Here is a 13,810-nt window from a genome sequence, read left to right as displayed (position 1 = left end):
ATTTGACAATCCGCCGCAAAGGTTCGCATGCCACGGTCCTCCGGAGGGTCTAGATGCCCGGGTTGGCAGCGATAGCGTCGACTTACAGCCATTGAGCTGAACAGTGCCGTCGCGAGGCTTAGCCGCTCCCAACGGGACTGCATGGGGTGTGAATTCAGTGACGGCTTACCCATTGCCCGGGCTGGTTGACGTCGAGGTGCTGTTGGAGGACGGAGGGCGTATCCTCTGCAGGGGACGGCGCGACGATGCTGACCATCCTCAAGATGCAGTGCTGGCGATCGCCCTGACCTCAGATCATCCGGCGCCTGCGCTCGTTGATCGATTGATTCGTGAATTTGAACTCCAAGATGAGCTGGGCTGTCGGTCGGTCGTACGCCCCCGTGCGCTGGTGCGAGAGAACGGCCGCACCGTGCTTTTGCTCGATGACCCCGGCGGCCAACCGCTCGACCGGCAACTAGGCCAGCCCATGGAGCTGGGGTCGTTCCTACAGCTCGCAATCGGCTTATCGGCCGCCCTTGGCGAGATACACGATCGAGGCATCATTCATAAGGATATCAAGCCAGCCAACGTGCTCGTCAATCCTGCGACCAAGCAGATCTGGCTGACCGGTTTCGGGATCGCCTCGCGCCTGCCACGCGAACGTCAAGCACCCTCGCCGCCGGAAGTGATTGCCGGGACGCTCGCCTACATGGCGCCCGAACAGACCGGACGGATGAACCGTTCGATCGACGCCCGCAGCGACCTCTACGCCCTTGGCGTAACGCTCTACCAGATGCTCACGGGCGCGCTGCCGTTCACGGCGAGCGCCCCCCTGGAGTGGGTTCATTGCCATATCGCAAGAAAGCCCGCGCCGCCAAGCGCCCGGTTGACGGCTCTTCCGGCACCCATCTCCCAGATCATCATGAAGCTGCTCGCCAAGACAGCCGAGGAGCGCTACCAGACAGCAGCGGGGCTGGAGCGCGATCTTCGGCGTTGCCTTTCCGAGTGGGATTCACAGGATCGCATCGATCAATTTTCGCTCGGCGAACACGACATACCAGACCGGCTCCTGATTCCCGAGAAGCTTTACGGACGTCAACGCGAGGTGGCGGCCTTGCTCGCCTCCTTCGATCGCATCGTGGGCGGCGGCGTTCCGGAACTGGTTCTGGTCTCCGGCTATTCCGGAATCGGCAAGTCCTCGGTGGTCAACGAGCTGCACAAAGTGCTCGTGCCGCCGCGCGGGCTTCTCGGCGCGGGCAAGTTCGATCAGCACAAGCGCGACATCCCCTATGCGACGCTGGCGCAGGCCTTTCAGAACCTTACGCGTCCCCTCCTGAGCAAGAGCGAGAAGGAGCTGGGCAAATGGCGCGAGGCACTTCATGAGGCGCTGGGCCCGAACGGCAGGCTCATCGTCAACCTTGTTCCTGATTTGCAACTCATCATCGGAGAAACGGCGCCCGTTCCTGACCTTCCACCGCAGGATGCCCAACGTCGATTCAAGCTCGTCTTTCGGCGATTTATCGGAGTGTTCGCGAGACCTGAGCATCCGCTTGCATTGTTCCTCGACGACCTGCAATGGCTCGATTCGGCAACGCTCGGTCTGATCGAGGATCTTCTGACCCAGGCGGATATGCGCCACTTGATGTTGATCGGGGCGTACCGGGACAACGAAGTCGGTTCTTCGCATCCGCTAGCGCGCAAGCTCGATGCGATCCGGAAATCCGGAGCGCCCGTGCAGGAGATCAACCTTGCGCCGCTTCGCCACGAGGATCTCGCAGGGTTGATCGAGGACGCTCTTCGCTGCGAAGCGGAACGGGGCGCCGCACTTGCAGATCTTGTCTACGAGAAGACGGAGGGCAATCCATTCTTCGCCATTCAATTCATCGGTTCGCTCGTAGAGGAGGATCTGCTCACATTCGATTATGGTGCCGGTCGATGGTCCTGGGACCTCGACAGGATCCGCGCCAAGGGTCACACCGATAATGTGGTGGACCTCATGGTCGGCAAGTTGCACCGCCTGCCGGTCGAGACCCAGCAGGCATTGCAGCTGCTCGCGTGCATGGGCAACAGCGCCGGGCTCGACCTCCTCGAGTTGGTTTCCGAGCATTCGAGCGAGGAAATGCATCGCAGGCTCTGGGACGCGCTTCGGGCGGGTCTCATCTTACGCACCGACCAAACCTACGCCTTCCTTCACGACCGTGTACAGGAGGCGGCGTACTCCCTGATCCCGGAAAACCTGCGCGCCGAGACGCATCTGAGAATCGGAAACCTGCTTGCAGAACGCATCACACCGGAAAAGCGAGAGGAGGCAGCATTCGAAATCGTCAATCAGCTGAACCGCGGGTCCAACTTGATCACGTCAGACGAGCAGCGCAAGCGCCTCGCCGCATTGAACCTCATGGCGGGCAAACGGGCCAAGAGCTCGACAGCGTATGCCTCGGCGCTTTCGTATCTCGCCGCAGCCCGAGCATTGCTGACCGAACGGAGTTGGGACGAGGATTACGAGCTCATTTTTTCCGTTGAATGCGATACGGCCGAGTGCGAACTACTGACCGCTAACATGACGTCGGCCGAAAACCGGCTTTTGATGCTCGCGCAACACACCAAGCGCGCGCACGATATCGCGGTCGTCACGCGCTTGCGTATCGCGCTCTATACCACGCTGGCCCTGACCGATCGCGCTGTCGAAGTCGGGGTGGAGCAGCTTCGAAGGTTTGGAATCGAATGGTCGACACGTCCCGGCGAGGTCGACGTTCGCGCGGAATACGATGGCCTGTGTCAGCGCGTCGGAGAGCGTCCAATTGAGGCGCTCGCCGATCTGCCGGCAATGAAAGACCCTGACTTGCTGGCGCTCATGGAGATCTTGCACGCCATCCTCCCGCCCACGGCGCTCACCGATAAGCACCTTTGCGACCTTATTGCGCTACGCATGGCCAACCTCAGCCTGGACCACGGTTATTCCGATGGATCGCCCCAGGCGTTCGTCGAATTGAGCCGTGTGATTGGTCCTCGTTTCGGCCGCCACCGCGACGGCCTCCGATTTGGCCACCTCGGCGCTGCGCTCGCCGAGCGAGACGAATTCGCGCGTTTTCGCGGTAAGGTCTACTGCGTCGCCGGCTACCACGTGTTGCCCTGGACCCATCCCATCCAAGCCGCGTCCTCGATGATGCAGCGCGGGCTTGATCTGGCTGAGGAGGCCAGCGACCTGCTGTTCGCTGGTTTTTGTCAGGTTCACTTGATCTCGTTGGGCCTGGCATCAGGAGCCCGGTTGGACGACCTGGAGGCGGAAGCTGAACGTAATCTTGAATCCACCCGCCGTGCGAAGTTCGGTCTCATGTCAGACATGCTAACGGCCCAGGTCGCATTCATGCGGACGCTCCGCGGTGTGACGCCAAGCTTCGGCTGCCTCGACGATGGGCGCCTGGACGAGCTTCAGATGGAGCAGCATTTATTGAACCCGGCTCTGGATTTGGCCGCGTGGTGGTACTGGATACGAAAGATGCAGGCGCGGTATCTTGCGGGAGACCATGCGGCAGCCGCAGATGCCTTTTCGCACGCGCAGCTTTGGAGACCGCGTTCATATTGGGATACGGCAGAATCCTGCTTCTATGGCGCGCTTTCATGTGCGGCGTTCTGGGACTTTGCACCTTCCGACAGGAAACAGCAATATTTCGAGGCACTGATAGCCCAACACAGGCAGCTCGACGTGTGGGCGCAAGACTGTCCTGAGACCTTCGAAAGCCGTGCGGCACTCGTGGCTGCGGAGATCGCGCGCATCGAAGGTCGCGAATTTGACGCGATGCGCTATTACGAACAGGCCATCCGCGCAGCGCGCGACAACGGGTTCGTCCAGAACGAGGCGATCGCCAACGAACTGGCCGCGCGCTTCTGCGCTGCGCGGGGACTCGAGACCAGCGCGCTTGCCCATTTGCGCAACGCGCGGCAGGGCTATCTACGCTGGGGAGCGGACGGCAAGGTACGGCAACTTGACGAGCTACATCCGCACCTCGGCGAACGGCAACCAGCGCTTGCTCCGACGAGCACGATCGGCGCGTCCGTCGAGTACCTCGACCTCGCGACAGTGGTCAAAGTTTCGCAAGCCATCTCGAGCGAGATCGTTTTGCAGAAACTGATCGATACCCTCATGCGCACGGCCATCGAGCAGGCCGGCGCCGAGCGGGGCCTCTTGATTGTTCCGCACGGGGCCGAGCCGCGGATCGAGGCGGAAGCCGCAAGCGACAGCGGCACGGTCATTGTGCATCTGCGCGACCAGCCCGTGACTGCGATCGCGCTGCCGGAGTCCGTCCTCCATTATGTCCTGCGCAGCCACGCGAGCGTCATTCTCGGCGATGCCGCAGCCGACCCCTCGTCTGCCAATGATCCCTACGTCCGCCAGCGGCAGGCGCGGTCAGTTCTCTGCCTGCCCCTGGTCACCCAGACCAAGCTCATCGGCGTGCTCTATCTCGAGAACAATCTCGCGCCCCACGTTTTTGCGCCGGCCCGAATCGCCGTGCTGAAGTTGCTGGCGTCACAGGCGGCCATCTCCCTCGAGAATTCGCGACTTTACAGCGATCTCCAGGAGCGGGAGGCAAAGATCCGGCGCCTCGTCGACGCAAACATCATTGGCATCTTCATCTGGGATTTTGAAGGCCGAATTATCGAGGCAAACGATACGTTTCTCGGCATGGTCGGATACGATCGCGAGGATCTCCTCGGCCATCGGATGCGTTGGACGGAGCTCACTCCGTCCGAATGGCGCGAACACGACCCAAAGTTCGTTGCAGAGGTGAAATCAACCGGCACCGCGCGTCCCCATGAGAAGGAATATCTTCGCAAGGACGGCAGCCGTGTGCCCGTGCTGATCGGTTCGGCGACCTTCGAACAAGCCGGAAACCAGGGCGTCGCGTTCGTGCTCGATTTGACCGAACGCAAACTCGTGGAAGCCGAGGCGAGAGAGAACGAGCGGCGGTACCGCGAGGTACAAATAGAGCTGGCGCACGCAAATCGCGTTGCGACCATGGGACAGCTCACCGCTTCGATCGCCCATGAGGTCAAGCAGCCGATCGGCGCGGCGGTGCTCCATGCGGAGGCGGCGCGCCGCTGGCTGGATCGTCGTCCGCCGAATCTGGATGAAGTGCGCGAGCTGCTCGCCATGATCGCCAGAGATGGCCATCGCGCGAGCACAATCATTGACCGGATCCGCGGGCTTGTCAGGAACGCGCCGCCCCGGATTGAGAAGCTGGAGATCGGCGAAGCGATCCGCGAGGTGATTGAGCTGACGCGAGGAGAAGCCGTGAAGAACGGCGTCTCGGTCCAGACGCAGTTCGCCGAGCGCTTGCCTATCGTGCACGCGGACCGGACTCAAATACAGCAAGTGATACTTAATTTGATTATGAATGCGGTGCAGGCATCAGGTGGGTGCGGCCTCACCTCGTGTGACGTAAGCATCAGCACTTCGGCAAACGGGTCGGACGGCGTGCTTGTCTCGGTAAGGGATTCCGGGCCGGGCATCCCCCTGGAAAACGTCAAGCGTCTCTTCGATCCGTTTTATACGACCAAGTCAGCAGGCATGGGAATGGGATTGGCCATCTGCCGTTCAATCGTGGAAGGATACGGCGGGCAAATATGGGCAACGGCGAACCTCCCGCGAGGCGCTGCCTTTCATTTCACGCTCCCTGCCGACCGTGCGACAGTTGCGGAGCAACACAGCAACCGGTCCGAACCGGTTTAGATCGCCCCCGCTTCCCGCGCCATCGCTGCGGCTTGGGTCCGCTTTCGCGTGCCGAGCTTCCTGTAGATGCGTCGCAAATGCGTCTCGATGGTGTTTTCGGTCAGAAACAAGAGGCGAGCAATTTCCTTGTTCGGGCTCCCTTTCCAGACCAGCCGCAGGATTTGCACCTCCCTGGTGGTCAGGCGAAGCGCGCTCGCCGCGACATCGCTGGATCCATCCGAATGTGCATTTGGCTCCGCAGTGGCAGGGAAGTCCTTCAAGTCACGCAGCAAGCTGACTGCGCGCGGCTCTTTCGCGATCGCAGAACGGCTCACAAGCGGCTCCGTTGCCCAGCTTTCATCAGCGAGGACGCGCACCATTCCGCCTTCTGCAGCCCGCATCACGGCCTGGTCGAATGCAACCCCGGCTTCGCGCCTGTGGCCTGAGGCTTCCAGCGCCTGCGCCTCCAGGAACAGCAATCGCAGCGCCCGTCGTCGCCGACCTGCATTTTCTGCAAGCTGCCGTTCGGAACAGATCTCCGGCAGCGCGTGGCGTGCCTCTCCGGTGACGAGTTGCAATCGCAATGCGGCGATTGAGATATCATCAATCTCGGAGGCATGCGGCTTGAACGCGCCAAAGCTGTCCCAGACGAACGCAACATTGCCGGTGGCAAAGGCCCGCCGCGCCTCTTCGACATTCTTGCCGCGCAGGGACGCATGTGAACGTTCGAGCCACGCAGCTGCCGATAACCGGCGAAGCCCGCGCCGAGCACCTATCTCACCGAGTTGAACGAGCAACGCATGGCCAGAACCGCTTCGGCCACGTAGAAATTGCAATCGAGATGCGATGCGGTGCAGGACAACCAGGTGATCCGGCAGGCCGGTCTCCGTTACAATCGGCAGGTAGTCGTCGACGAGCGCCTGGCAGGCATCGAGCTCATTGGCCTCGTACAGGCATTCGGCGAGGTAGGTCGCGATGACCGCGCCGCTGCTGCCGTATCTCTGGCCGGCGGCGATGGCGCGATTGAAGGCGCCCTCGAGGGTGGCGCGAGCAGCCGCGACTTGTCCAAGGTTGAGCTCGATCGCAGCGGTAAAGCACGCGCTGTAGCTCAAAACATAAAACGCATCGAGCGGTTCGCACGCCTCGCGCGCCTGTGCTAGGTCGCGTTCCGCCTCGACGTAGTTGCCAAGCGCAATATTGCAGAACGCCCGCGCGTTGCTCGCCAGCCCTGCGGTAAAACCGCCGAATGGCGCGCCACCGGCCCGCAGTTCTTCAACTGCCCGCAGCAGGTCGGGAATGCTGTCGGTCCAGCCGAGCAGCATCAGGTGCATCGCAACGATCTCTTCGTCGGCCCCCTCGCCGGCTGCGTCCGCACGCCTGATCTGCTCGATATATCTCCGGGCAGCGTCATAGCGGTGCGCAAAGATTGCGGAGAAAGCGGCTGCGCGCAGCAAGGCGGGGCGGGCGTAGACCTCATCGTCGGGTAACAGGGCGATCGCGTGCGCAGTATCGGCCACGCGGCCCGAATGCAGGCTATCCATCGCCGACGCCGTGAGCAAATCGGCCGCGAGCGCCTGATCCCTGGCCGCGAGCGCATGCGTGATCGCCTCATTCATCAATCCGTGGGCCGCCGCCCAGTCGGCGGCCCGCCGGTGAAGCGGCTGCAGGGCGTCCCTGCGCTCGCGCGCCATCCGAACGCGCAGGAAATCGGCGAAAAGCGGGTGATAGCGATACCAACTCTCTTCTGCGTCAATCGGCGTGATCAGGAGATTGTCGCGAACGATCTCGCTGATCATCGCGCTGCTGTCGTTTCGCTCCAATGCGGCATCGCATAGCTCGGCGCAAAACTGCCCAAGTTCGGCCGAACGCAGCAGGAAATCGCGCTGCGAAGCCGGCCGGCTGTCGAGCACCTCCTGGGCGAGATAATCGGCAACGGCCGCGCTACCGCCGGAGACAGACTGCAGTACGTCCATATGCTTGACGCTCGAGGCCGCCACTGCAAGCTGCAGCGCTGCGGGCCATCCTTCCGTATGTTGTTGCAGTGCACGGATCGACGATGCTCCGACATTCTGCCGCTCAAGATACTTCGTGGTCTCCTCGGGCGTGAAGCGAAGGTCGGTCTGACCAAGCTCCAGCAACTGGCCGTAGGCACGTATCCGGCCGAGGGCCAGTTGCGGTCTAGTTCGGCTCCCGAAGACAACGCGATGGTGCAGGTCCAGCTCAACCAGCAACCGCTCAAGGAACGCCCAGACGGCGGCATCCACGATCAGTTCGAGATCATCGAGCAACAGCACGATAGGGGTCTCGGAGACCGATAGACTTGCGAGGACATCGGCTGCCTGGCCCTGTGTCCGGCTCGCTTCTGTTGCGTGGACTTCACGAGAGGAATTCGCTCCGGGCTGGCCGAGCGCGGCCTGCACGGCTCCAGCGAGCGACTGCACAAAATGGTCGAAGCGATTGTCCGCCTGCTCGACCTGGAGCCAGATGGTCACAACGCCTTGGGCCTGAAGGCGTCTGCGCAATTGCTGCATCAGCGTCGTCTTGCCGAATCCGGCAGGCGCGCAAATCAGCGTCACCTGCGGTGAGCCTTCGTCGAACCGGGCCACCAGGCGCACCCGTTCGACCATATTGGCGGGCGCTCTCGGGGCCGCAAAGCGGGCGCCTCGCAGGCCTGTCGTCTGACGTACCTGGAGTAACGGCATCCGGCGCTCCCGATGGGGGTGGACCGAATGCTGCGATGGCATTTTTTCTCTGTCAATACAGAGCCTTGCGTCCGTGATCGCGCAATTCACGGTTCTCCGTGATGCCGTCGCCGCACACCGGCGCCTACCTCCCCGCTCGTGATCTGCCCTGGAGCGAGGAGACGACAATGCCAATCCGTGACGACAAGACGCCCCCGTCGCGGACCCTCGATGATCGGCGGCTCCGGCGCGTCATGCAATTCATCGCGGCCAATCTCCAAAACGATATTCGACTCAAGGATTTGGCAGAGGTGGCGAATCTCAGCCTGTTTCACTTCGCACGGGCCTTTCGGAAGGCGACGGGAGAGTCACCCCATCGCTTCGTCCGCGAATGTCGCCTGGAAAAGGCAAAGGACTTGCTCGCCGAGGGAAACGCCACCCTCGCCGACATCGCCCTGACTTGCAACTTCTCTTCGCAGTCGAGCTTCACCCGCGCCTTCACGCGGGCCTTTGGAATGGCACCAGGACAATTTCGCAAGAATCGCGGTCCTCACTCGCGGAAGTAGTGCTACCTCTCAATCGTGCTTTTTGAAAAACCAGAGCAAGATCGGTAAAGAAGTGGGGGTACGGAGGTGGGTAAGATAGACCTGCCGTCGCGCATCCGCGCCGGGCGACAAGGACGTCGACGGGGCAAGCTACTATGCACGAGAGCAGCGCCTACGGTCAGGAATTCGGCGATCGCCTGAAGGCCCATGCTGTCTCCTTTGTTCGCACGTTGCGCAACAGCAGTATTGCGGTAACCGAAGTTCGCGCCGACGCCCCCCCACTCGGCGACCTGTCCGGCTCGCTGGAGTGCGAAGATGCCTTCCTGGTGGCCGTCATGCGACGGGACTTTCCCGTGCATGAGTACTTCGAGGATAGCCGAATTGCGGGTGTCACAGCGCTCAAGACCGGGCAAACCGTTTTATACGACTTGAAGCGCAACCCACAATTTCACATCAACAATCCGTTTCACAGCGTTCACTTCTATCTTCCGCGCGCGGCCTTGAATCAGGTCGCTGAAGGCAACGAGGCACGAAGGATCGAAGAGCTGAGATACCAGCCGGGCGTGGGCGTCGACGATGCTGTGACGCACGCGCTCGTCAGCACGCTGGCGCCGGCTTTCGAGTCCCCCGAACAGGCGAGCCGTCTGTTTGTCGAGCATGTGACGTTGGCGGTCGCCATTCATGTCGCCAAGACGTATGGCGGCATGGTGCCCACGACGACGCACCCGCGCGGTGGACTGGCGGCCTGGCAGGTCCGGCGCGCCGAGGAGACGCTTGCGGCGAACCTGGAAGGCGACGTCTCCCTCGCAGATCTCGCGAACGACTGCGGCCTGTCTGCAAGCCACTTTTCTCGTGCGTTTCGACAATCGACGGGCCTGTCACCGCATCAGTGGCTCCAGCGCCGGCGCATCGAGCTCGCCAAGAGCCTGCTGCGCGATCAGAACCTGTCGCTTTCGGCAATAGCCTTGGCCTGTGGCTTCGCCGACCAGAGCCATTTCACACGCGTATTTGCCAATCTCGTTGGCCTAAGCCCCGGGGCTTGGCGCAGAAATCGCGACTAACGTCTATCCCTCGCACCGTGGCTCGATGGTCGGAATCGACAATCCACGCAACATTTTTCAATCCTGCGGTTCAATGGTCGACAACAATGGGCGCGTGTCGGGCACCATCGAGGCTCAGCCCGGGTACATGACACCGAATTCGGATTGATGGTGACGATCCGTTTCGTGGCCGAAACCGGCAAAACGCGCACAAATTTGCCAATCATCTTTTGGGAAGAGAGTGCAAATAAACGCATCGCACCCTTACGGAGAGTCTCAGGTGACTGATCAGGGCGCTTATGGCCAGCAGCTTGCAGATGTATTCCAGTTGGAGCGCGCGCCGGCGTTCGTCACGCGCAACCTGCAGAAATCGAAGATCGCGGTTACCGAGATCAAATGCGATATTGCCAATCACGGCCTGACCGCACCGATCCCGCGTGAAGACGCTTTCCTGATTACACTGCAGCTTCGCGACTGCCCGAGGCACGACCTGTTCATAGACGACCGGCAAGTGCCGAGCGGACATCTGCGACCCGGCACCGTATGCATCTATGATTTGCGTTCCAGTCCGGTCGCAAACAGCGTCAGTCCCTTTCATTCGTTGCACTTCTATGTGCCGCGGGCCGCGCTGGACGTTGTCGCCGACATGGAAGGTTGCGGCCGGGTCGACGAATTCACGAACAAGCCGGGCCTCGGGGACGAGGATATGGCCCTCGGCGGATTGGGCGCCGCGCTCCTGCCGGCATTTCGTCGCCCCGACGAAGCTGATCAGGTTTTCGTCGATCATCTCGCCATTGCCACCGTTGGGCATGCGCTGAAGACCTATGGTGTCGGGAGCCGTGCGATCTCCTTCGCCGTTTCAGGCCTCGCGCCGTGGCAGGAGCGGCGGGCCAAGGAGATCCTGAGTTCTCGCCTGAACGGGCAGATCTTCGTGTCCGACCTCGCTTCCGAATGCGGGCTTCCCACCAGCGCGTTTTTGAGGGCCTTCCGTCAGACGACGGGTCTTACGCCCCATGGCTGGCTGTTGCGCCATCGGATCGACCACGTCTGTTTTCTCTTGCGACGGCACATGCAAAGCAGCCTGACCGAAATTGCGCGGATGTGCGGATTTGCCAGTGAGGATCACCTCATCCGCGTCTTCAAACGCGTGACGGGCGGACACCCTGAGACGTGGAGGCGGGGATAAAGCACGAGCGGGTTCGTCCTATTGCCGGACCTGCCGGCCAGATCCCCGCCTCGCACCGACGAGCAACAGCCATGAAACATCTCAGCCGGACTGATACGACCGTCGAATCATCGACACCTGCCGGCGTGAAGCCCATGCCGACGACCTTTGTCTCGGATTTTGTCGCCGCCCTTCTCAGCACGAAGGCGATACCCGACTTCGTTGTTCCAGCAGTAAAGCCATCGCTCAATGAGCACATACGTTATTTGGCCAGACTCTGGAGCTTCGGCATCGTGCTCATGGCCTCCGTGACCTGGGGAATGGTCAGGCTCCAGATCTTCGATCGTCCAGGCACAGCAGTCCTTGTCTATCTGCTGGTCATCGTCCTGCTCTCATTGATGGACGGCCTTATCACGTCCGCTCTGTTCTCGGTCATCGGGGTTGGCTGCCTCGACTATTTCTTCACCCTGCCCCTCCACTCGTTTGAGGTTGGCAGCGCGCAGGACATGGTGGCACTCTCCACATTCCTGGTGACATCGTTTGTGATCACGACGTTCGTGCGCAGAGCCCGCCGGTTCGGCGAGGCCCAGCATGAGCAAGCCAATCTTCTCGACCTGACGCCCGACGCGGTGCTGGTTCTAGATGCCAGCCGCGTCATCATCTATTGGAACCGCGGTGCCGAGAACCTGTTCGGATGGACGCGGGATGAAGCGGTCGGAAAGGTCGTCCATCTGTTGCTGAAGACGGTCTATCCCGCGCCTCTCGAAGAAATTCTCGAAACATCGAGGCGCCATGGGCACTGGGAAGGCGAACTCATTCAGACCACCCGGAATGGCGCTCAGGTCTTTGTCGCAAGCAAATGGATCCTGCGGCGGGACGCGCGGGGCAAACCGATCGGCACGCTTCAGAGCAACACCGACATCACGGCTCGCAAGCGGGCCGAAGAGGCTCTCTTGACGAGCCAGGCCGCCTATCTGTCCGAGGCGCAGCGATTGAGCCGCACAGGAAGCTTCGGCTGGAATGTCATGACCGGCGAACTGAACTGGTCCGAGGAGACATTCCGGATTTATGGCTATGACAGAGCCGTAACGCCCACCCTGGACATGGCACTTCAACGCGTTCATCCGGAGGACCGCGAATCGGTGCGGCGCGCTTTGGACGCTGCAATCACCCACCGCGAGCCGCTCGACATCGAACATCGGCTGAAAATGCCAGACGGCACCATCAAGAACCTTCACATCGTCGGCCGTCCGTTGGCCGAAGACTCGGGTGGCCTCAAGCTTTTCGGGGCGGTCAACGACGTGACCCAGCACAAGGTGGCTTACACCGCGCTGCAAGACAGCGAGATGCGCTACCGCCATCTCTTCAAATTCATGCCCATCTCGCTCTGGAAGCTCGATGTCCGTGGGCTCGTAGACATGTTCAAGGACGTCAAGGCGGCCGGCGTGACGGACTTTCCCGCTTATCTGCGGGCGCACCCGGAATTTGTCGCGCAGGCAATGCAAGTCATCATCACAGAGGAGGTGAACGAGGCGAGCGTGCGTATGTTCGGCGCGAAGGGGCATGCCGAGTTGCTAGGACCGATCGCGCCACGTTTTCGAACGAGACCGGACACCATGGCACGGATCCTGGAAAGCCGATTCCGGAATGAGGCCATCTTCGAGGAGAAATCTCAACTCAACACCGCCGACGGCCGCCTGATCGACGTGCTGGTCACGGCGGCTCGCACCGATGCAGGCATTACGCTCGCGGGCGTCGTCGAATTGACGGACCTGGTTCGCACGCAGGAGACGCTGGAAAAGCTGCAGATCGAGTTTGCACATGCTGCGCGCGTTTCGACGCTTGGCGAATTAACCGCCTCGATTGCTCACGAGCTCAATCAGCCTCTCGGCGCGATCGCGACCAATTGTCAGGCCAACCTCAGATGGCTCAACCGCGCGGAGCCGGACCTGGATGAAGTTCGTGCTCTGACGCAGAGAAGCCTTGCCGATGCACGGCGGGCTGCCGATATCATCGCCCGCGTGCGCGAAATGGCGGCGCGACGGGCTCCAGAGCGCGTTCTCGTGTCGCCTCACGATGTCATCCTTGAGGCTCTGCAGTTCCTCCGTCATGAGGTCGAATGGCGAGGCGTCAAGGTCTCGCACATCTTCTCGCCCGCGGCGCCGCCCGTTTTAGGGGATCGCACCTTGCTGCATCAGGTTATCGTCAATCTCGCCGTGAACGCGATGCAGGCGATGGCGCAGACTGGCGTGGCAGAACGCAAGATCACCGTGCGGACCACCTCGATCGACGGCACTGTGTTGCGTTGCAGCGTCGAGGACAGCGGCAAGGGAATTGAACCCGAGCATCTGCCGCGGCTGTTCGAAAGCTTCTTCACGACGAAGGAGGGCGGGATGGGAATGGGATTATCGATCTGCCGCTCGATCATCGAATCCCATGGCGGTCGAATCGAGGCAGACAACGGCAGCACCCACGGTGGCGCCCGGTTCTCCTTCAGCCTGCCGGCAGCGAACGTCACCTTGCAGTGAGGTTCCGGCGAAGCAGGTCTTCGGAACACCGGGCTTCGATTTGAGAAAAGACAAAACCATTCCGGTGGCGGCAATCTCATCCAATAGGGCCCGCACGGTTTAGATCACTATCGCTGGCGATCGCGCCGCTCCCCTGCCGGCGCATGAGCCAGACAGGTGAGA

The 13,810-nt window shown here is 61.4% G+C and carries 6 protein-coding genes; 5 read left to right on the top strand and 1 reads right to left on the bottom strand.

The features are described from left to right. The first annotated feature begins 157 nt into the window (after positions 1-157). The gene (locus OWC48_RS15955) at positions 158-5,710 is read left to right on the top strand and encodes an ATP-binding sensor histidine kinase (protein WP_282520846.1); all 5,553 of its coding nucleotides are present in this window, start codon (positions 158-160) and stop codon (positions 5,708-5,710) included. Here OWC48_RS15955 and OWC48_RS15950 read toward each other — a convergent pair. Next, the gene (locus tag OWC48_RS15950) at positions 5,707-8,391 is read right to left on the bottom strand and encodes a LuxR C-terminal-related transcriptional regulator (RefSeq protein WP_282520845.1); all 2,685 of its coding nucleotides are present in this window, start codon (positions 8,389-8,391) and stop codon (positions 5,707-5,709) included. The genes OWC48_RS15955 and OWC48_RS15950 overlap by 4 nt on opposite strands. 167 nt (positions 8,392-8,558) lie before the next feature. Between OWC48_RS15950 and OWC48_RS15945 the strand changes: the two genes are divergently transcribed. From OWC48_RS15945 to OWC48_RS15930, 4 genes are all read left to right on the top strand, one after another. Beyond that, positions 8,559-8,936: a helix-turn-helix transcriptional regulator gene (locus OWC48_RS15945; protein ID WP_282520844.1), complete on the top strand. Its 378-nt coding sequence runs from the start codon at positions 8,559-8,561 to the stop codon at positions 8,934-8,936. Positions 8,937-9,070: 134 nt separating this feature from the next. Then, on the top strand, positions 9,071-9,976 hold the full coding sequence (locus OWC48_RS15940; RefSeq protein ID WP_282520843.1) for an AraC family transcriptional regulator: 906 nt from the start codon (positions 9,071-9,073) through the stop codon (positions 9,974-9,976). A 259-nt stretch (positions 9,977-10,235) separates the two neighbouring features. After that, on the top strand, positions 10,236-11,141 hold the full coding sequence (locus OWC48_RS47065; protein ID WP_282520842.1) for an AraC family transcriptional regulator: 906 nt from the start codon (positions 10,236-10,238) through the stop codon (positions 11,139-11,141). 71 nt (positions 11,142-11,212) lie between these two features. Further along, on the top strand, positions 11,213-13,648 hold the full coding sequence (locus tag OWC48_RS15930) for a PAS domain S-box protein (protein WP_282520841.1): 2,436 nt from the start codon (positions 11,213-11,215) through the stop codon (positions 13,646-13,648). Positions 13,649-13,810 lie beyond the last annotated feature (162 nt).

The sequence above is a fragment of the Bradyrhizobium sp. Arg816 genome (assembly GCF_029989365.1).
Taxonomy (GTDB): Bacteria; Pseudomonadota; Alphaproteobacteria; order Rhizobiales; family Xanthobacteraceae; genus Bradyrhizobium.
Note: the sequence above shows the minus strand (reverse complement) of the source record. Positions and strands in the feature narration are given on the sequence as shown.

Coding starts and splice junctions, on each gene's coding strand:
- OWC48_RS15930 (WP_282520841.1), top strand. CDS start 11,213: ATGAAACATCTCAGCCGGACTGATACGACCGTCGAATCATCGACACCT.
- OWC48_RS15940 (WP_282520843.1), top strand. CDS start 9,071: ATGCACGAGAGCAGCGCCTACGGTCAGGAATTCGGCGATCGCCTGAAG.
- OWC48_RS15950 (WP_282520845.1), bottom strand. CDS start 8,391: ATGCCGTTACTCCAGGTACGTCAGACGACAGGCCTGCGAGGCGCCCGC.
- OWC48_RS15945 (WP_282520844.1), top strand. CDS start 8,559: ATGCCAATCCGTGACGACAAGACGCCCCCGTCGCGGACCCTCGATGAT.